This window comes from Streptomyces sp. BJ20 (genome assembly GCF_022869105.1).
Taxonomy (GTDB): Bacteria; Actinomycetota; Actinomycetes; order Streptomycetales; family Streptomycetaceae; genus Streptomyces; species Streptomyces griseoincarnatus.
The window spans coordinates 42,984-62,543 of record NZ_CP094918.1 but is presented as its reverse complement, the minus strand read 5'-3'; the positions used below and the strand labels follow the sequence as shown (position 1 = coordinate 62,543).

The following is a 19,560-nucleotide window of genomic DNA, read 5'->3' as shown; positions in this document are numbered from 1 at the left end:
GCCCTCACGGCGGCTGTGATGATGGCAACCGGTGATAGGACCGCGTTATCGCCGGACTCCGGCCATGCCGTCGCGCCCGCCCGACTCCGCCTGAACGGACGGGATTTGTATGTCTGGTGAAACCTGAACTTCCCGCTTACCCTCCCTGGACATGGAGCTTGAGGTCCGGCACCTCAGGGCGCTGTGCGCGATTGCCGACACCGGCAGTCTCCACCGCGCCGCACGCCAGCTCGGCGTGGCCCAGCCCTCGCTGAGCACGCAACTGCGGCGCATCGAACAGGAGCTGGGCGGTGCCCTGTTCGTCCGCGCGCGCACGGGCTGCCGTCCCACCCCGCTGGGCCGGCTGGTGCTCAGCCGCGCCCGCCCGCTCGTCACCGAGCTGCGCTCCCTGGTCACCGAGGCCCGCGCCGCCGCCCTCGGCGGCCGCCAGCTGCGCCTCGGCTCGACCGCGAGCCGCGCGCTGGCCGGCTGGCTGCGCCGCCTGCGCCGGCACTGGCAGGAACCCACCCTGCACATGGACGTCTCCGCCAACGCCCTGCTGCGCATGGTCTCCGACGGCCAGCTCGACGTGGCGTTCGTGCACGAGGTGGAGGGCTGCCCGCTGCGCGTCCCGGACGGGCTGCGCTCCCGCGTCCTCATCGCCCGCGAACCGCAGTTCGTGTCCCTGCCCGCCGACCACCCGGCCGCCGCCCGCCCGGTCGTCGACCTCTCCGACCTGGCCCACGACCGCTGGATGATCGACCCGGCGGTCGACGGCGAGTGGGACGCGGTGCGGCGCATGCTGCGCGAGGCGGGGATCGACCCGCCCGTGCTGCACGGCGACTACCACACGGCCGCGTCCCTGGTCGCGATCGGCGAGGTCGTCACCGTCTGCCAGCCGACCTCCCCCTCCCGCCCCGACACGGCCGTCCGCCGCATCGCCGGCGACCCGCTGGGCGTACGGCTGCTGCTGGCGGCGCGCACGGACACCGAACTGGAGGGCGTCTACCCGCACCTGGCCGACGCCTACCAGGAGGTGGCCCGGCAGGCGCCCGCGTACCGGGAGTGGCTGGAGGAGCTGGTGCCGGGGGCCTGAGGCCGCCCGGCACCCTCCGTGCGGCGTCAGACGCCGATGTCCCGCCCGTCCGCGCGCCACACCGCGACGACGGCCGGGCGGACGTACGAGCCGGGGCCGTCGGGCCAGGTGCTGGCGGGCCGCTCCACGGTCGCCCCGTCCACCTCGCCCGGGTGCTGCACGGCCACCAGCACCCGTCGGTCCTGCACGACGGGACCGCAGGTCTCGGCGCCCGTCGGCACGGTCAGGAACTGCTTCAGCTCACCGCGCCGCTCACCGCGCGTGGCGACGCCGAACAGGCCGTCGTGGGAGCCGAGGGCGCTGCCGTCGGTGGAGATCCACAGGTTGCCGTGCGCGTCGAAGGCGACGTTGTCCGGGCAGGAGATCGGGCTGACGGCGTCCTTCGGGAACCCGGCGAAGTAGGTCGACGGGTCCTCCGGGTCGCCCGCGACGAGGAACAGCGACCAGGCGAACCGGGTGCTCTCCGGCCGGTTCCACCGCTCGGTGAGCTCCAGGACGTGGCCGTGCTTGTTGGCGTGGCGCGGGTTGGCCTCGTCCGCCTTGGGGTTGGCGCCGGTGCCGCGGTTGGAGTTGTTGGTGAGCGCGACGTACACCTTGCCGGTGACGGGGTTCGGCTCGATGTCCTCGGGACGGTCCATCTTCGTGGCGCCCACCTTGTCGCCGGCGAGCCGCGTGAAGACGAAGACCTCCTCGGCGGTCATGCCCTCCACGTGCGAGACGGCGCCGTGCGCGGTGGCGGTGGCCAGCGGTATCCACTCGCCGCTGCCGTCGAACTCGCCGTCCTTCGGCAGCTTGCCCGTGCCGTCGATCTCGATCGCGGGCGAGTCGCCGGTCAGTTTCGCGACGTAGAGGGTGCCCTCGTCGAGCAGCGACAGGTTGTGCTCCCGGGCGGCGCGGCTGTTGTCGTGCCGCATCCGCTTGCTGCCGACGAACTTGTAGAAGTAGTCGAACCGCTCGTCGTCGCCCGAGTAGACGACAGGCCGCCCGTCGTGCGTGAGCCGCACGGTCGCCGCCTCGTGCTTGAACCGGCCGAGCGCGGTGCGCTTACGGGGCGCGGAGTGCGGGTCGTACGGGTCGAGTTCGACGACCCAGCCGAAGCGGTGGGCCTCGTTCGGCTCCTGGGCGAGGTCGAACCGCTTGTCGAACCGCTCCCACTTGCGCTCGGTCGCGCCGGTGCCGATGCCGTACCGCTTGTCGGTGGCGCTGCCGCCGTTCGCGAAGTACTGGTTGAAGTTCTCCTCGCCGTGCAGGGTGGTGCCCCACGGGGTGGTGCCGCCGGAGCAGTTGTTGAGGGTGCCGAGCACCCGGGTGCCGGTCGGGTCGGCGGAGGTCTTCACCAGGTCGGACCCGGCGACGGGACCGGTGAGCCGGAACTCGGAGGTGGCGGTGAGCCGCCGGTTGAGGTGGTGCCGGCTCACGGCGGTGAGCCGGCCGTTCCCGCGGTCCTCCTCCACGGCGACGACGGCGAGACCGTGCGCGGCCCAGGCGATCTCCACCTGCTCGCGGGTCGGGTTCTCCGGGTCGTAGTCCCGGAACATCAGGATTTCGTCGGTGTACTCGTGGTTGGCGACCAGCAGCTGCCGGTTCCGCTCACCCTTCAGGGGCAGCAGCGCCAGGAAGTCGCAGTTGTACCCGAACTGTCCGGCCTGCGCGCGGGCGCTCTGCCGCTCGGGGTCGAAGGCGGGCGCGCCGCGCAGGATGGGCTCGCCCCAGCGGATGACGACGTTCTGCCGGTAGCCGTCCGGCACGGTGACGGCGTCACGGGTGTTGGGCGGGACGGGGGTGAAGCGCAGGCCTCGGGCGCCCTTCTGCGGCCGGGGCCGTCCCTTCGCGGCCGGGGCCGCTTCCGCCTGGGGCGCGGCGGCGACACCGGCGGCACCGGCGCCCGCCGCGGCGACGGTCACGACGGCGGCGGCCCGCATCACCGAACGGCGGCTGAGGGCGCCGGCGACGACATCACCGACGTACTCGTTGTCACTGGTGTTGGGCACCTCGTGGAAGCAGGCGTCACCACACCGGAAACGACAGGTCAGGGCGGACCGCCCGGCGGGGTGTGAACCGGACGGCGTTCCGATCAACGGCAGCAGCTTGCGCACGTGTTCTCTCCTTGGCGTGCCCGTGGTGTCAGCGCGACCGTAGGAGCCCACGGGTGCGACGACCGGGCGCGGGAGTGAACGGCGGGTGAACCCGGAACGGCATCACGGGCGTGCGCCGGAGCGGAACATCGACCCCGCACAGGCCGGATCACGCCCTTGACAGATACGATCCCGCACATCCCACCCTGCCCAAGATCGCCCCCAAGGGCCGCTAACCTTACGTGTCCGTCCTGGCCAGGGTTTGACGGGCATCAACTCACGCGAAGGGTTGCGCACATGGGCATTCTCACTCTCCTGCGGAACGCGTTCGGCCGGTCACGGAAAGCGAGGTCGGCCGAAGCGGAGGGTGCGGCGCCGGCCGCCGAGGTGACGGAGACGGCCTCCCTGACGACGCCCGACCCGTCCGCCACCGCGACGGTCCCGGAACAACGCGACAGCGACGAACACGACCTGGTGAGGTCGGCCTTCGACAAGGTGGAGGTCCCCCGGCCCTCGCGCCCGTCGACGACGGAGGAGGCCGAGGCGGAGAAGCCGGGGAGGCCGGGGAGGCCGGAGAAGCCGGCCGCCGAGGCGGAGAAGCTGCAGCAGGCTTCCGGCGTCGAGCCCCAGACGGCCCCGGCGCCGGAGGAGTCGCCCGAGGCGACGGCAGCAGCGGAGACCGAGCCGAAGCCGGCGGAGCCCGTCGCCGAGCCCGAGGAGCCGACCAAGCCGGAGGCGGCGGCGCAGCCGAAGGCCGGCGAACCGGAAGCCAAGAAGCCCGAGGCCGAGGCAACCCCTGACCCGGAGCCGACACCCGCAGCGGCTCCGGAACCGACGGCGGAGGCCGAACCGGAACCGACCCCTGAGCCGGAGTCCGAGGCCGAGGCCCAGCCGGAGGCCGAGGCCCAGCCGGAGGCCGAGGCCCAGCCGGAGGCCGAGGCCCAGCCGGAGGCCGATTCTGAGGCCAAGGCCGAGCCGGAGTCTGAGACCAAGCCGGAGGCCGAGAGCACAGCCGAGCCGAAGCCCGAGGCGAAGGCCGAAGCGGATGCCGAGCCGAAGGCAACCGCCGAGCCTGAGGCGAAGCCGGAAGCGGCCCCGGAACCGAAGGCAGCCGCCGAGCCGCGGCCGGAAGCGAAGCCCGAGCCGAAGGCAACCGCCGAGCCCGAAGCGACCGTCGAGCCGGAGGCGAAGGCGGAACCGGCGCCGGCGCCGGAGCCGGAGCCCGCCGCTCAGGCACCAGAGCCCGAACCCGCGGCGGAGGCGACCCCCGCGGCCGCCGACGGCGAGCAGGCCCCCCAGGGGCCACCCGCACCCGACAACGAGACCCGCACGGGTGGTGCGGGCGGGAACGAGAACCCGGCCGAAGGCGAAGCCGAGGCCGGACCCAAGGCGACCCCCGCCACCCCCGCCTCCGCCCTCCGCAACACCACCCTCACCACCGCCTACAAAGCAGCCGGCACCGTCCTCGAGAAGAACGGCCTCACCGGCGCCCGCGCCAAGATCCACCTCGTCCTCGACCGCTCCGCGTCCATGCGCCCGTACTACAAGGACGGCTCCGCCCAGGCCCTCGCCGAGCAGACCCTCGCCCTGGCCGCGCACCTGGACCCCGAGGCCACGCTCCACGTGACCTTCTTCTCCACCGAGCTGGACGGCACCGGCGAGCTGACCCTCACCGACCACGAGGACAAGATCGACGAGCTGCACGCGGGCCTCGGCCGGATGGGCCGTACCAGCTACCACGCGGCCGTGGAGGCCGTCCTCGAGCAGCACGCGAAGGAGCCCGCCGGCACCCCCGCCCTGGTGATCTTCCAGACGGACGGCGCCCCCGACGCGAAGACCCCGGCCACGAAGGCCCTCACCGAGGCCGCGAAGAACCACCCCAACGTGTTCTTCTCCTTCGTCGCCTTCGGCGAGCACGACAACAAGGCGTTCGACTACCTCCGCAAGCTCAAGACGGAGAACACGTCGTTCTTCCACGCCGGCCCCACCCCTCGCGAGCTCACGGACAAGGAGCTGTACGAGGGCGTCCTGGCGTCCTGGCGCCCGTAGGGACCCCTGCCCTCACGCACCCCTCGGGGGGTGGACGGAGGAACGGACGGGAACCCCGTCCACCCCCGTCCACCCCCCGAAACGCGTGTGAGTCGATCTCCGCGGGACCAGTAGGATTTCGACCATGGCGGCCACTGGATCAGAGAAGCAGGGGGCGAAGGCGTACTACGTCACGACCCCCATCTACTACGTCAACGACGCTCCTCACCTGGGCCACGCCTACACGACCGTCGCAGGCGACGTGCTCACCCGCTGGCACCGCCAGCGCGGCGAGAAGGTGTGGTACCTCACCGGCACGGACGAGCACGGTCAGAAGATCATGCGCACGGCCGAGGCGAACGGGGTCACCCCGCAGGCCTGGGCCGACAAGCTCGTCACGGAGGCCTGGCAGCCCCTGTGGGAGCACCTCGACATCGCGAACGACGACTTCATCCGCACCACGCAGAAGCGGCACACCGACCGCGTCCAGGAGTTCGTGCAGGACCTGTACGACAAGGGCGAGATCTACAAGGGCGGCTACGAGGGCCCGTACTGCGTGGGCTGCGAGGAGTACAAGCTCCCCGGCGAGCTGCTCGACGGCGAGGGCGAGTACGCGGGCCAGAAGCTGTGCTCGATCCACAAGAAGCCGGTGGAGATCCTCAGCGAGGAGAACTACTTCTTCAAGCTCAGCGAGTACAGCGAGAAGCTCCTCGCGCACTACGAGGCCAACCCGGGCTTCATCCAGCCCGAGTCCGCGCGCAACGAGGTCGTGAACTTCGTGCGCCAGGGCCTGCAGGACCTCTCCATCTCGCGCTCGACGTTCGACTGGGGCGTCCAGGTCCCGTGGGACGACAAGCACGTGATCTACGTGTGGGTCGACGCGCTGCTGAACTACGCGACGGCGGTCGGCTACAACGAGAACCCGGAGAAGTTCGAGTCGACCTTCCCCGCCGACGTGCACCTGGTCGGCAAGGACATCCTCCGCTTCCACGCGATCATCTGGCCGGCCATGCTGATGGCGCAGGGCCTCCCGCTGCCCGGGAAGGTCGCCGCGAACGGCTGGCTGATGGTCGGCGGCGAGAAGATGAGCAAGTCGAACCTGACCGGCATCAAGCCGCAGGACCTGACCTCGCACTTCGGCGTGGACGCGTACCGCTGGTACTTCCTGCGCGCCATCGCGTTCGGCCAGGACGGCTCCTTCTCCTGGGAGGACTTCTCCGCCCGCTACACCAGCGAGCTGGCGAACGACTACGGCAACCTCGCCTCCCGCGTGGCAGCGATGGTCGGCAAGTACTTCGGCGGTGAGCTGCCGGCCGCGACGGCCGACGGCGACGCGGAGAAGGCGATCCACGAGGGCCTGGCGAAGGCCGTCGCGGAGGCCGACCGGAAGATCGGCGAGGAGCTGGACTTCCAGGGCGGCATCCTGGCGGTCTTCGACTTCGTGAAGCAGGTCAACGGCTACATCACCGAGCAGGAGCCCTGGAAGGTCGCGAAGGACGATTCGCCGGAGGGCAAGGCCCGCCTGGCGACGATCCTCTACACGGCCGCGGAGTCGCTCCGCGCGGTGGCGGTCCTGCTCAACCCGGTGATGCCGGAGACCTCCCAGAAGCTGTGGGACTCCCTCGGCGCGGAGCCCGCCCTGGGCGCCCTCGCCGGCCAGAAGGTCCAGGAGGCCGGCACCTGGGGCCTCCTCCCGTCCGGCTCCACGGTCACCAAGGGCGCGGTCCTCTTCCCCCGCCTGGAGGAGAAGCCGGCCGCGTAACACGCACGACGCGCGTCGAAAGGCCCGGGAACCCTGTGTTCCCGGGCCTTTCCGGGTATAGCTGTGGTGACGGCAGGCCTACGGGTGGGGGCTATGGGGGGCATGGGGGAGACGGAACAGACGCGCCCGGACACGGGCACCACGGACTCGGCGGACTCCGGGACGCCGGACACCGCGGCCCTGCGCAACGAGCTCGCGCTGGAGCGCTACCGGTACGTCCTGCAGCAGATCCAGACGGTGAACGAGAACGCACACCGGTTCCTCGCGATCTACCAGACCCTTGCCACCACGCTGGTCGCCGCGGCACTGGCGCTTTTCGTCGGCTACCGCACATGGGAGTTGGAGGCGGACACCGCGCGCGGCGGAGTGATCGGCCTGCTGACACTGACGACCGTCGTGGCCGTCTTCACCGGCATCCTGATCGTCGTAGGGGCGCTCTCCTGGCTCGACTACCGCCACGAGGAGTGCGACATCACCGACGAGCTCGTCGGCCCCGGCTTCCGCACGCGTCCCCGCCCCGGCAATTTCCTGCGCTGGTACGAGACGTACGTGGTGCTCTTCATCCTCGTGTCGGTGATCACCATGTGGGTGCTCGCCGGCCTGTTCCTGCTGCCCGCGATGAGGTGACCGTCCCCCGTGACCCAGCACGTCCACACGAACACGTCCCTGTGGAAGAACACACTCGCCGCCCGCCCGGGGCCCGGCCCCGACCCGCACGCGGAGCAACGGGAGCGGTTGCGCACGTCGTACACGGAGTTACGGCGGAAGGCCGCCGTCCTCCTGGAGGAGAACGCCCGGAGCATGCCGGACTTCACCGTGCACGACATCAGCCACGTGGACGCGCTGTGGGAGACGGCCGACCTCGTCTGTGGCGACGCGGTCACCCTGAACCCGGCCGAGGCGTACGTCCTGGGCTGCGCGTTCGTGCTGCACGACGCGGCGATGGGAACGGCCGCCTACGGGACGACCGTGCCGGAGGCGCTGGGCGAGAAGCGCTGGCGCGACCTGGTGTCGCTGGCCTACTACGAGCAGGAGGGCTGCTGGCCGGAGCGCGGCGAGCTGGAGGAACCGCCCGCGGAGATCGCCGAGGCGTGCGTGGCGACTGCGATCCGCGAGACCCACGCGGAGCAGGCGAAACGGCTGGTGGACCAGCCGTGGAGGAGCAGCACGGGCAACGAGATCCATCTGATCGACGAGGTGCAGCTGCGAGAGTGGTACGGCCCACTGACCGGGGACCTCGCCGCCAGTCACTGGTGGCCCGTGGACCGCCTGGCCCGGGAGTTCCGGCACTCGATCGGGTCGCTGCCCTGGCAGCCCAGTGAGTGGATCATCGAACCGCTCAAGCTGGCGTGCATCCTGCGTCTCGCCGACGCCACGCAGGTCGACAGCCGCCGCGCCCCCAGCTTCCTGTTCTCCCTGCGACGGCCGCGCGGAGTGTCCCGTGAGCACTGGCGGTTCCAAGAACACATCAGCCGCCCGTACCGCAACGGCGACCGCGTCACCTACAGCTCCCTGCGCCCCTTCCCTCCACAGGACGCGACCTCCTGGTGGCTGGCACTGGAGTACCTGCGCGGCATCGACCGCGAGCTCAAGGCCGTCGACGCGCTGCTGCACGACCTCGGCCGGGACCGGCTCGCGGCGCGCGCCGTCGCCGGCGTCGACTCCCCGGAACGCTTCGCCGAACTGTTCCGCGCTCAGGACTGGCGCCCCATCGACGCGACGGTCAAGGTCTCCGACATCCCGTCCCTGGTCGGCACACTCGGCGGCCGGCAGCTCTACGGGGACGAGCCGGAGGTCGCCCTACGGGAACTGGTGCAGAACGCCCAGGACGCCGTGCTGGCCCGACAGACGCTCCAGCCGGACTTCCCGCTGGGCCAGGTGGAGGTCCGCCTGACCGAGACCGACGGCGACTGGTGCCTGGAGGTACGCGACTCCGGCACCGGCATGGACGAGGAGACCCTGGTCCACGGACTGCTCGACTTCGGCACCAGCGGCTGGAGTTCCACCAGCGTCCGCAACCGGCTGCCCGGCCTGGCCGACGGCGGCTTCCGCCCCAGCGGCCGCTTCGGCATCGGCTTCTTCTCGGTGTTCCTCCTGGGCGACGAGGTCGAACTGACCACCCGCCGCTACGACGCCTCCCTCGCCGATGCCCGCCGCCTCACCTTCCACGGCCCCTCGCACCGCCCGCTGCTCACCCCGGTGCCGGGGCAGGGGTGGGTGCCGGAGGGGACGACGGTGCGGGTGAGACTGGCGAAGAGTCCCTATGCGTCCGACGGGTTGTTCCACCGGACCGACGACGAACGGCTGGCCCAACTCGCCCAGCGTCTCGTCCTGGAGAACGCGGTGCCCATCCACACGTGGGAACCGGACGCAAGCGGTCCGGAGATTCTCCCGCCCTTCTCCCTCGACTCCGGCTCACGGGAGGAGGTGTTCGACCGCCTCTACCCGCCGCAGGCGGTGAAAGGGCGCGCCGGGGAGGAGAAGGTTCGCCTCCAGATGCGCGACGACTTCGTCAGCAGGGCGACGGAGGTCTGCGACGACAAGGGACGGCGCGTCGGGCTCGCCATGCTGTGGAGCAGCCTGAACCATCAGGGACAACGCGATCACCCGGGCGTGGTCACGGTCAACGGGTTCCTCTCCGACACGTCGCTCGCGTTCGCCGGATACCTCACCGGACAGCCCAGCCGGGCGTCACGGGACAAAGCCGCTCTTGTCGCCACCCGAGATCAGATGCGGCGGTGGATACACGGTCAGACACGACGCCTGCGCGATGCCGGGCTCTTCGACGACTCGCTGCAGATGGAGCTCGCCTACACCCTGCACTGTGCGTCCGCCCCGCTCTCCGACGACATCGCCTTCGCCTGGAGCGCACAAGGTGTGCTGCGGTTGTCCGACGTGCCCGCATGGGCAGAACGGCATGATGACATCTTCCTGTGTTTCGGCTGGCCTCTCATCTGGCAGTCACGGCCGCCCGCGGTCCGTCACCCGATGTCCGGAGAACCCGTCCGGCTGCCCGACAACTGCCTCGTCATCTGCCAGTACGGAACCACGTCACCGTTGACGGAGGTGTTCCCGTACGCCGCCAACCGTGATTCCGCCTACGAGTTCGCCCGCGACCACCCCACAGTCTCCTGGCAAAAGGTCTGGTGGCGCCTGTCGAGCAGCCTGTACGGACCATTCATCCGTGCATTGTGTGAGGTGTGGTCCTGCACCCTTGAGTCACTCCTGGCCCCCCTCGAGCGACGCGACTGGTCGGACAGCATCGACGTGGACGGCGAACGCCTCGGCCCTGTGCCCGGCTACCACCTGCGCCGCCCGACGTCCGCGTAACACGCGCGCTACAGCACGGCCCCGGGAGTGAACCCCCTCTTCTCCGGGGCTGCGCCCTTTGCGAAGATCGCGTCAAGGCGGCCCCAACGTCCGGCCGCGCTCACGACACATGGGGGGATCCGCACCATGGCACTCTTCGGCAACGCGCACACCGTCGACCCGGCCAAGGCCCAGCAGGACTACGCCCGGCTCCTGGGACACGGCGAGCAGGTGCACGCGGCGTTCCTGCTGATACGCGACACGATCCTGTTCACGGACCGCCGCCTGATCCTGGTCGACAAGCAGGGCATCACCGGCAAGAAGACCGAGTACCACTCGATCCCGTACCGCAGCATCTCCCACTTCGCCGTGGAGACCGCTGGCCACTTCGACCTCGACGCCGAACTGAAGATCTGGATCTCCGGCGCCCCGACCCCCATCCAGAAGACCTTCACCAAGGGCGTCGACATCTACGAGGTCCAGGCGATCCTCACCCAGTTCGTCGCCCGCTGACCGGAGGGAACGTTCCTTCCGTCCTCGAACGGGTGAACGCGCCCGCTCGGCAGCCGACTCGGGACCATGAGCGCCCTAGCGTGCCGCTCATGGTCACCGCTACACACGAGGCCTCCCACCGGCTCTTCCAGGAGCATCCGGAGGCCCTCGCCCCCGTCTTCGAGGCACTGGGGCTGCCGCCGCCGGCCAAGACGGACTTCCACGAGCTCTCCCCGGACGCGACCGAGATCCGTCCGGTGGAGCGCCGCGCCGACACGGTCCTGATGTTCGAGCCCGACATGGGAGAGCACTTCGTCCTGGCCGTCGAGGCCCAGACGAAGAAGGACCCGGAGAAGGCGAGGAACTGGGCGTACTACGTCTCGTACCTGCGCGCCAAGTACGACCTGCCTGTGCTGTTGGTCGCGGTCTGCCGTGACCCGTCGACGGCGGCCTGGGCCATGGGTCCTTTCGAGTGCGCGGTCGGTCCCTGGACGACGCAGGTCACCCGCCCCTTCGTGCTGGGACCGCAAACCGTCCCGGAGGTCACCGACGAGGCGGTGGTGGCCCAGCAGCCGGCTCTCGCGGTGCTGTCGGCCATCGTGCACAGCCAGAGCAAGCGGGCCTCGGCCATACTGGAGGCGGTCGCCCGCGGACTCGTGTCCTTCAAACCGAGCGTCACGGAGTACTGGTTCGAAGTCGTGGAGGTCGGGCTGGAGTCCACTCCGGCCAGGGACAACTGGAGGAAGCTGATGCAGAACGTCGTCACCCACTTCCCGGGACACGGAACACTCTTCGAGGAGAAGTACCTCGAAGGAAAGAGCGAAGGAAAAAGCGAAGGGAAGGCCGAGGGCAAGGCGGAAGACATCCTGCGTGCGCTGACAGTGCGCGGTGTCCCCATCTCGGACGACGTCCGGCAGCGAGTAACCGCCTGCCTCGATCTCGACACCCTCACCGCCTGGTTCGACCGCTCCCTGACCGCCTCCAGGGCCGAGGACCTCTTCGCCGACGAGACGCCTGTGCCCTGAGGCGCCGTCGGCGGCAACGGCAAAGGCCCGGAACCCAAACGGTTCCGGGCCCTTCGCGCAAGCGGCGACTACTTCGGCTGAGGCTTCCGCACCGACAGGTGCAGCTCCTTCAGGCGGGCCTCCTCCAGCTCCGTCGGGGCGCCCATCATGAGGTCCTGGGCGTTGCCGTTGAGCGGGAAGGCGATCGTCTCGCGGATGTTCGGCTCGTCGGCGAGGAGCATCACGATGCGGTCCACGCCGGGGGCGATGCCGCCGTGCGGCGGGGCGCCGAAGCGGAACGCGCGGAGCATGCCGGCGAACTTCTCCTCGACCGTCTCGCGGTCGTAGCCCGCGATCTCGAACGCCTTGAGCATGATCTCCGGCTCGTGGTTCCGGATCGCGCCGGAGGACAGCTCGACGCCGTTGCAGACGATGTCGTACTGCCAGCCCAGGATGTCCAGCGGGTCCTGGGTCTCCAGGGCCTCAAGGCCGCCCTGCGGCATCGAGAAGGGGTTGTGCGAGAAGTCGATCGCGCCGGTCTCCTCGTCCTTCTCGTACATCGGGAAGTCGACGATCCAGCAGAAGCGGAAGACGTTCTCCTCGAAGTGGCCGGCGCGCTTGGCGGCCTCGACGCGGACCGCGCCCATGATCTTCGAGACCTCGTCGAACTCGCCCGCGCCGAAGAAGACCGCGTGGCCGGGTGCCAGGGCGAGCCGCTTGGTCAGCTCCGCGACGTTCTCCTCGGTGAGGAACTTCGCGATCGGGCCGGTCAGCGAGCTGTCCTCGCCGACGCGCACCCACGCCAGGCCCTTCGCGCCCTGCGTGACCGCGTAGTCGCCGAGCTGGTCGAAGAACTTGCGCGGCTGGCCGGAGACGTCCGGCACGGGCAGCGCGCGCACGTGCTTGCCGGCGAACGCCTTGAACTCCGAGCCCTCGAAGACGTCGGTGATGTCGACGAGTTCCAGCTGGGCGCGCAGGTCCGGCTTGTCGGAGCCGTACTTCAGCATCGCCTCGCGGAACGGGATGCGCGGGAACGGCGACGTGACGTGACGGCCGTTGCCGAACTCCTCGAACAGCTCGGTCATGAGCTTCTCGATCGGCTGGAAGACGTCCTCCTGCTCGACGAAGCTCATCTCGACGTCGAGCTGGTAGAACTCGCCCGGCGAGCGGTCGGCGCGGGCGTCCTCGTCGCGGAAGCAGGGCGCGATCTGGAAGTAGCGGTCGAAGCCCGAGATCATCAGCAGCTGCTTGAACTGCTGCGGGGCCTGCGGCAGCGCGTAGAACTTGCCGGGGTTCAGGCGGGACGGGACCACGAAGTCGCGCGCGCCCTCGGGGGAGGTCGCGGACAGGATCGGCGTGGTCATCTCGTTGAAGCCCAGGGCGGTCATCTTCTGACGGATCGCCGAGATGACCTGCGTGCGCAGCATGATGTTGCGGTGCATGCGCTCGCGGCGCAGGTCGAGGAAGCGGTACTCCAGGCGCCGCTCCTCGTTGACACCGTCCTCGGTGTTGATGGTGAAGGGCAGCGGGGCCGCCTCGCCCAGCACCTCGACCGCGGAGACCTCGACCTCGACCTCACCGGTCGGCAGGTCGGGGTTGACGTTCTCCGCACCGCGCGAGACGACCTTGCCGTCGACGCGGACCACGGTCTCCTTGGAGAGCTTGTCGAGCGCCTCGTACGCCTCGGTGCCCGGTCGGGCCACCAGCTGGGTGATCCCGTAGTGATCGCGCAGATCGATGAAGAGGATGCCGCCCAGGTCGCGCCGATTGTGCAGCCAGCCACTCAGCCGGACGTCGGTGCCGACGTCAGAGGCGCGGAGCTCGCCGCAGGTGTGGGACCTGTACCGATGCATCGTCGTTCATCCAGCCTTCGCGGATCGGGGTCGTTGTTTCACGTGAAACTCCCCCCAAGCCTACCGGCCGGGCCAAGATCGCCGCTCCGCCCTTTCCCGGGGGCGGCCAGGGGTCACCGAGAGGGTCGGCCGAACGACATGGGTGGAAGTTTCCGGGAGCATCTTCATAAAGTGGTGCAATGCGCACTGGTGAGCCCCTGCCCGCCCTGGGGGACGTCCTCGCCGCCCTCGGAACCGGCGTGTGGCACTGGGACACCGCATCCGGAGAGGTCACGGTCGATGCCGTCGCAGCCGGGCTGCTCGGGCTGCCCGCCGAGCCCGCCACCCTCACGCAGGCCCAGGTCCGGGCCCGCTTCCACCCCGTCGACTGGAACGAGATCACCGGGATCATCCAGCTGGCCGTCGCCGAGGGCACCCTCGCCGAGGTGCGCATCCGGATCATGGACGACCAGAACAACGTCGTCCGCGTCGCCCGCAGCCGCTCCAAGCCCTCCTACGAACCCGAACGCAAGGCCTACGTCCTGACCGGGACCCTCCAGGAGGTGACCGAGCCGACGCCGGGCACACCCGCCGCGCGCAGCGCGGTCACCGGCGACTGGAGGCGATCCCGTGAGGCGTTCCTGCTGGACGCCGGCCGCGCGCTGGCGGAGGCGCGCTCCACCCAGGAGGTGCTGCGGGTCGCCGCCAACCTGTCCATGCCGGGGTTCACCCCGGACGGCCTGGCCGTGTTCGGCGTGGAGGGCGACCGGCTCACGATCATCGGCCACCACGGGCACGAGCCCGGCGCCGACAGCGCGTTCTACATGCCGCTCGACACCGACTACCCGGCCGCCGAGGTGGTGCGCACCGGCCGCGCGGTCTACATCTCCTCCCCGGAGGAGTACAAGGCGCGCTACCCGCTCACCTGGCCGCTCGCCCAGCGCTTCGGGCGCCAGTCCTGGGCGTTCCTGCCGCTGACCGCCTCCGGCCGCACCATGGGCGCCTGGCTGGCCGCCTTCGCCTACCCGGTCGCCTTCACCCCCGACGAGCGGTCCGTGCTGACCACGGTGGCCCGGATGCTGGCCCAGGCGCTGTCCCGCGCGGGCACGGCGGAGACCGAGAAGGAGCTCACCGAGGGCCTCCAGCGCACGATGATGCCGAAGCTCGGGCCGGGCATCCCGGGCATGGACGTCACCGCCCGCTACGTCCCGACCGGCGGCGGCCTCCAGGTGGGCGGTGACTGGTACGACGTGATCCCGCTGCCCCAGGGCGCCTCCGGGACGACGTCCGGGGGAGGGCGGTTCGCGCTGGTCATCGGTGATGTGCAGGGTCACGACGTACGGGCGGCGGGGCTGATGGGCCAGTTGCGGATAGCGCTGCGGGCGTACGCCTCGGAGGGGCACCGGCCGGACGCCGTGCTGGCCCGCGCCTCCCGCTTCCTGCACGGCATCGGCGAGGACTCGGCCGATCTGCGCTTCGCGACCTGTCTGTACGCCGAGGTCGACCCGGCGACGGGTGTGCTGGAGGTGGCCCGGGCCGGGCATCCCGAGCCGGTGATCCGGATGGACGACGGGACGGTGCTGACCCGGCCGACGGCGGGCGGGCTGCCGCTGGGCATCGACCCGGACGCCGACTACCCGACCACCCGGCTGATCCTGGAGTCCGGCGAGACGCTGCTGATCTGCACGGACGGGCTGATCGAGACCGGCGGGCACGACCTGGACAGCGGCTGGCAGCGGCTGCGGGAGATCCTGGAGCGGCACCACGGCACGCAGGAGGAGCTGGCCGACGCGCTGGTGCAGGCGGTGCACGGTCCCTCGTCGCACCACACCACCGGGCCGCTGGCCGACCGCCGCGAGGACGACATAGCGTTGCTGCTGCTCACCCGGCAGGGTGCCGCCTGCGGCTGCGGCGCGGAGGACACGGCGCCGCCCCCGGTGCGCCGCACGGCGCTCACGGTGGCGCAGGCCGAGCCGGAGCGGGTGTCCGTCGCCCGGCAGCAGCTGCGGGAGCTGCTGCACGACTGGGACTCGCCGGACCAGGTGGACTCGGCGGTGCTGCTGCTGTCGGAGGTGCTGACCAACGTGCTGGTGCACACCGACTCCGACGCGCTGCTGCTCGCCGAGGTCACGGACGGCGGCGACGGCCGCCGTATCCGGGTCGAGGTCACCGACTCGGGCGACGACCTCCCGCATCCGCGCCGCCCGGGCGAGCTGGCGTCCTCGGGCCGTGGCCTGCTGCTGATCGAGCTCCTCGCCCACACCTGGGGCGTCGCCCCGCGCGGCCGCGGCAAGAGCATCTGGTTCGAACTCTACGAACCGAGGAACGGCGACGGCCCCGGGTGACCGGGGCCGTCGCCGCGACATCCCGCGGGCGGACCAGGGCTCAGTCCTGGTCGGGGCCCTTCTCCGTCATGCCGTGGACGGCGGGGACGGTGCCGAGGCGCCCCTTCTGGAAGTCCTCGAAGGCCTGCATCAGCTCGTCCTTGGTGTTCATCACGAACGGCCCGTAGTGCGCCATGGGCTCGCGGATGGGACGGCCGCCGAGCAGGACGACCTCCAGGTCCGGCGTGTGGGAGTCCTGCTGCTCGTCCGCGCGGACGGTCAGCGAGCCGCCGGCGCCGAACACCGCGGTCTGGCCGAGGTGGATCGGACGCCGCTCGGCGCCCACCGAGCCGCGGCCGGCCATGACGTACGCCAGGCCGTTGAAGTCCTCCCGCCAGGGCAGGGTGACCTCCGCGCCGGGGGCGAGCGTGGCGTGGATCATCGTGATCGGCGTGTGCGTGATGCCCGGGCCCTCGTGGCCGTCCAGCTCGCCGGCGATGACGCGGAGCAGCGCGCCGCCGTCCGGGGAGGTGAGCAGCTGGACGCTGCGGCTGCGGATGTCCTGGTAGCGGGGCGCCATCATCTTGTCCTTGGCGGGGAGGTTCACCCACAGCTGGAGGCCGTGGAACAGCCCGCCGGACATCACCAGGTGCTCCGGCGGCGCCTCGATGTGGAGCAGGCCGGAGCCGGCCGTCATCCACTGGGTGTCGCCGTTGGTGATGGTGCCGCCACCGCCGTTGGAGTCCTGGTGGTCGAAGATCCCGTCGATGATGTAGGTGACGGTCTCGAAGCCGCGGTGGGGGTGCCAGGGGGTGCCCTTGGGCTCGCCCGGCGCGTACTCCACCTCACCCATCTGGTCCATCATGATGAACGGGTCGAGATGGCGGTAGTTGATCCCCGCGAACGCCCGGCGCACCGGGAAGCCCTCGCCCTCGAAACCGCTGGGAGCGGTCGTGACGGCCAGCACGGGGCGGGCCACGGCGTCGGCGGAAGCGGTCACACGGGGCAGCGTCAGCGGGTTCTCGACGGTCACTGCAGGCATCGGTACCTCCTTGGGTACGCCCAGTTTAGTTGAGCGTTGAACTTCCTGCCACCTCGAACCGGCAAAGCCCGGAGGGAATTCCCTCCGGGCTCCGTGCGGCGGTCACAGGGTCTGGCGTCAGCCGTACATGCGGCGCATCGCGAACTCGACCATCTGCTCCACGGCCTTGGCGTCGAACACCATCCGGTGCTCGCCCTCCATGTCGAGCACGAAGCCGTAGCCGGTGGGCAGCAGGTCGATCACCTCGGCGCCGGTGATCACGAAGTACTTGGACTCCTTGCCGGCGTACCGCCTCAGCTCCTTGAGCGACGTGAACATCGGGATCACGGGCTGCTGGGTGTTGTGCAGGGCGAGGAATCCGGGGTTGTCACCGCGCGGGCAGTAGACCTTGGACGTCGCGAAGATCTGCTGGAAGTCCTCCGCCGCCATCTGGCCCGTGGTGAACGCGCGCACGGCGTCGGCGAGCGAGGGCGCGGACGGTTCGGGATACGCCGGCGCCTGCTGCCCGTACCCGCCCGGCATCTGCTGCTGCGGCGGCACGTAACCCTGCTGGGTCCCCGCACTCTGGTCGTAGCCGTACATGGCGCACAGACTACTGACCCCGCGCGAGGGCTGGGTCACAGATGTCCGGATCGGGGTTGCTTCTTATTACCGACGGGTAGCATCATCGGAGCTACTTGTCGGTACGTGAATCAGTCGCGAGGAATCAGTCCCTCGCCGATCCCTCTCAAACGGAGCCGTCGCCATGGGGCACTACAAGTCGAATCTCCGCGACATCGAGTTCAACCTCTTCGAGGTACTCGGGCGCGACAAGCTGTACGGCACGGGCCCGTTCGAGGAGATGGACGTCGACACCGCGAAGAGCATCCTGGAGGAGCTGGCCCGCCTCTCCGAGAACGAGCTCGCGGAGTCCTTCGCCGACGCCGACCGCAACCCGCCGGTCTTCGACCCGGAGACCAACACCGCGCCGGTCCCCGCGTCCTTCAAGAAGAGCTACCAGGCCTTCATGGACTCCGAGTACTGGCGGCTCGGCCTGCCCGAGGAGATCGGCGGCACCACCTCGCCCCGCTCCCTCATCTGGGCCTACGCCGAACTGATCCTGGGCGCCAACCCGGCCGTGTGGATGTACTCCTCGGGCCCCGCCTTCGCGGGCATCCTCTTCGAGGAGGGCAACGACGTCCAGAAGCACATCGCGAAGATCGCCACGGAGAAGCAGTGGGGCTCCACGATGGTGCTCACCGAGCCGGACGCCGGCTCGGACGTCGGCGCCGGCCGCACCAAGGCGGTGCAGCAGGAGGACGGCTCCTGGCACATCGAGGGCGTGAAGCGCTTCATCACGTCCGGTGAGCACGACATGTCGGAGAACATCCTCCATTACGTGCTCGCCCGCCCCGAGGGCGCAGGACCCGGCACCAAGGGCCTGTCCCTCTTCCTCGTCCCGAAGTACCTCTTCGACTTCGAGACCGGCGAGCTGGGCGAGCGCAACGGCGTCTACGCCACGAACGTCGAGCACAAGATGGGCCTGAAGGCCTCCAACACCTGCGAGATGACGTTCGGCGACAAGCACCCCGCCAAGGGCTGGCTGATCGGCGACAAGCACGACGGCATCCGCCAGATGTTCCGCATCATCGAGTTCGCCCGCATGATGGTCGGCACGAAGGCGATCTCCACGCTGTCCACGGGCTACCTGAACGCGCTGCAGTACGCCAAGGAGCGCGTCCAGGGCCCCGACCTGGCGAACTTCATGGACAAGGCCGCCCCCAAGGTCACCATCACCCACCACCCCGACGTGCGCCGCTCGCTCATGACGCAGAAGGCGTACGCGGAGGGCATGCGCGCCCTGGTGATGTACACCGCCTCGGTCCAGGACGCCATCCAGCTCAAGGAGGCGAACGGCGAGGACGCCTCCACCGAGCACGCGATGAACGACCTGCTCCTGCCGATCGTCAAGGGCTACGGCTCCGAGAAGGCCTACGAGCAGCTCGCCCAGTCGCTCCAGACGTTCGGCGGCTCCGGCTTCCTCCAGGAGTACCCGATCGAGCAGTACATCCGGGACGCCAAGATCGACACCCTCTACGAGGGCACCACCGCGATCCAGGGCCAGGACTTCTTCTTCCGGAAGATCGTCCGCAACCAGGGCGCCGCGCTGAACTCGCTCGCCGAGGACATCAAGAAGTTCCTCGCGGTCGGCGAAGGCGGCGAGGAGCTGGCGGGCGCCCGCGAGCACCTGGCCAAGGCGGCCGTCGAGCTGGAGGCCATCGTCGGCCTGATGCTCACCGACCTCGCGGCCACCGAGAAGGACACCAAGAACATCTACAAGGTGGGCCTGAACACCACCCGCCTGCTGATGGCCTCCGGTGACGTCGTCGTCGGCTACCTGCTGCTCAAGCACGCCGCGATCGCCGCCGAGAAGCTCCCGACGGCCTCCGCCAAGGACAAGGCGTTCTACACCGGAAAGATCGCGGCGGCGAAGTTCTTCGCGGCCAACGTCCTGCCGGGCGTCACCCTCGCCCGCAAGGTCGCCGAGGGCGTCGAGCTGGACCTGATGGAGCTGGACGAGGCGGCGTTCTAGCCGCTTCCCACCCCGAGAGGGCCCGCTCCCACGCAGGGAAGCGGG

General features: G+C 70.2%; 13 protein-coding genes. 9 read left to right on the top strand and 4 right to left on the bottom strand.

What is annotated here, in order from left to right; genetic code table 11:
- The first annotated feature begins 151 nt into the window (after positions 1 to 151).
- Entirely contained in the window at positions 152 to 1,075 is a 924-nt protein-coding gene (locus MTR79_RS00270; protein WP_244788655.1) for a LysR family transcriptional regulator, read from the top strand.
- A gap of 26 nt (positions 1,076 to 1,101) precedes the next feature.
- On the opposite strand, the gene MTR79_RS00265 is transcribed toward MTR79_RS00270, so the two are convergent.
- Positions 1,102 to 3,171: a PhoX family protein gene (locus MTR79_RS00265; RefSeq protein WP_244788652.1), complete on the bottom strand. Its 2,070-nt coding sequence runs from the start codon at positions 3,169 to 3,171 to the stop codon at positions 1,102 to 1,104.
- A 276-nt stretch (positions 3,172 to 3,447) separates the two neighbouring features.
- Between MTR79_RS00265 and MTR79_RS00260 the strand changes: the two genes are divergently transcribed.
- The 6 genes from MTR79_RS00260 to MTR79_RS00235 all read left to right on the top strand — a co-directional run bounded on the left by MTR79_RS00260 (position 3,448) and on the right by MTR79_RS00235 (position 11,766).
- Positions 3,448 to 5,199 (top strand): VWA domain-containing protein, encoded by a 1,752-nt coding sequence (locus tag MTR79_RS00260; RefSeq protein WP_244788650.1) that lies wholly within the window; start codon positions 3,448 to 3,450, stop codon positions 5,197 to 5,199.
- A 124-nt stretch (positions 5,200 to 5,323) separates the two neighbouring features.
- Positions 5,324 to 6,940 carry a methionine--tRNA ligase gene (gene metG / locus MTR79_RS00255; protein ID WP_244788648.1) on the top strand — a complete coding sequence of 539 codons (1,617 nt, stop codon included), beginning with the start codon at positions 5,324 to 5,326 and terminating at the stop codon, positions 6,938 to 6,940.
- Between the two features lie 102 nt (positions 6,941 to 7,042).
- Complete coding sequence (locus MTR79_RS00250) at positions 7,043 to 7,567, top strand: hypothetical protein (RefSeq protein WP_086703799.1); 525 nt, start codon at positions 7,043 to 7,045, stop codon at positions 7,565 to 7,567.
- A gap of 9 nt (positions 7,568 to 7,576) precedes the next feature.
- A complete protein-coding gene (locus MTR79_RS00245) occupies positions 7,577 to 10,270 on the top strand; it encodes an ATP-binding protein (RefSeq protein ID WP_244788646.1) in 2,694 nt (897 codons plus the stop codon).
- A 126-nt stretch (positions 10,271 to 10,396) separates the two neighbouring features.
- Positions 10,397 to 10,762, top strand: coding sequence for a PH domain-containing protein (locus MTR79_RS00240; protein ID WP_048457137.1), 366 nt, complete (start codon positions 10,397 to 10,399; stop codon positions 10,760 to 10,762).
- Positions 10,763 to 10,851: 89 nt separating this feature from the next.
- Positions 10,852 to 11,766, top strand: a complete 915-nt coding sequence (locus tag MTR79_RS00235; RefSeq protein WP_244788644.1) for a hypothetical protein — start codon at positions 10,852 to 10,854, stop codon at positions 11,764 to 11,766.
- Positions 11,767 to 11,834: 68 nt separating this feature from the next.
- Here the strand turns inward: MTR79_RS00235 and aspS are convergent, their stop codons facing one another.
- A complete protein-coding gene (gene aspS, locus MTR79_RS00230; protein ID WP_086703805.1) occupies positions 11,835 to 13,598 on the bottom strand; it encodes an aspartate--tRNA ligase in 1,764 nt (587 codons plus the stop codon).
- Positions 13,599 to 13,777: 179 nt separating this feature from the next.
- On the opposite strand from aspS, the gene MTR79_RS00225 reads away from it, so the two are divergent.
- Positions 13,778 to 15,922: a SpoIIE family protein phosphatase gene (locus MTR79_RS00225; RefSeq protein ID WP_086703807.1), complete on the top strand. Its 2,145-nt coding sequence runs from the start codon at positions 13,778 to 13,780 to the stop codon at positions 15,920 to 15,922.
- Positions 15,923 to 15,962: 40 nt separating this feature from the next.
- On the opposite strand, the gene MTR79_RS00220 is transcribed toward MTR79_RS00225, so the two are convergent.
- Both MTR79_RS00220 and MTR79_RS00215 read right to left on the bottom strand, forming a co-directional pair.
- A complete protein-coding gene (locus MTR79_RS00220) occupies positions 15,963 to 16,943 on the bottom strand; it encodes a pirin family protein (RefSeq protein ID WP_086703808.1) in 981 nt (326 codons plus the stop codon).
- Between the two features lie 117 nt (positions 16,944 to 17,060).
- Positions 17,061 to 17,525, bottom strand: a complete 465-nt coding sequence (locus MTR79_RS00215) for an SseB family protein (protein ID WP_019525905.1) — start codon at positions 17,523 to 17,525, stop codon at positions 17,061 to 17,063.
- 163 nt (positions 17,526 to 17,688) lie between these two features.
- Between MTR79_RS00215 and MTR79_RS00210 the strand changes: the two genes are divergently transcribed.
- Positions 17,689 to 19,515: an acyl-CoA dehydrogenase gene (locus MTR79_RS00210; RefSeq protein WP_244788642.1), complete on the top strand. Its 1,827-nt coding sequence runs from the start codon at positions 17,689 to 17,691 to the stop codon at positions 19,513 to 19,515.
- Positions 19,516 to 19,560: the final 45 nt, after the last annotated feature.

Coding starts and splice junctions, on each gene's coding strand:
- MTR79_RS00270 (WP_244788655.1), top strand. CDS start 152: ATGGAGCTTGAGGTCCGGCACCTCAGGGCGCTGTGCGCGATTGCCGAC.
- MTR79_RS00260 (WP_244788650.1), top strand. CDS start 3,448: ATGGGCATTCTCACTCTCCTGCGGAACGCGTTCGGCCGGTCACGGAAA.
- metG (WP_244788648.1), top strand. CDS start 5,324: ATGGCGGCCACTGGATCAGAGAAGCAGGGGGCGAAGGCGTACTACGTC.
- MTR79_RS00250 (WP_086703799.1), top strand. CDS start 7,043: ATGGGGGAGACGGAACAGACGCGCCCGGACACGGGCACCACGGACTCG.
- MTR79_RS00240 (WP_048457137.1), top strand. CDS start 10,397: ATGGCACTCTTCGGCAACGCGCACACCGTCGACCCGGCCAAGGCCCAG.
- MTR79_RS00235 (WP_244788644.1), top strand. CDS start 10,852: ATGGTCACCGCTACACACGAGGCCTCCCACCGGCTCTTCCAGGAGCAT.
- aspS (WP_086703805.1), bottom strand. CDS start 13,598: ATGCATCGGTACAGGTCCCACACCTGCGGCGAGCTCCGCGCCTCTGAC.
- MTR79_RS00225 (WP_086703807.1), top strand. CDS start 13,778: ATGCGCACTGGTGAGCCCCTGCCCGCCCTGGGGGACGTCCTCGCCGCC.
- MTR79_RS00220 (WP_086703808.1), bottom strand. CDS start 16,943: ATGCCTGCAGTGACCGTCGAGAACCCGCTGACGCTGCCCCGTGTGACC.
- MTR79_RS00215 (WP_019525905.1), bottom strand. CDS start 17,525: ATGTACGGCTACGACCAGAGTGCGGGGACCCAGCAGGGTTACGTGCCG.
- MTR79_RS00210 (WP_244788642.1), top strand. CDS start 17,689: ATGGGGCACTACAAGTCGAATCTCCGCGACATCGAGTTCAACCTCTTC.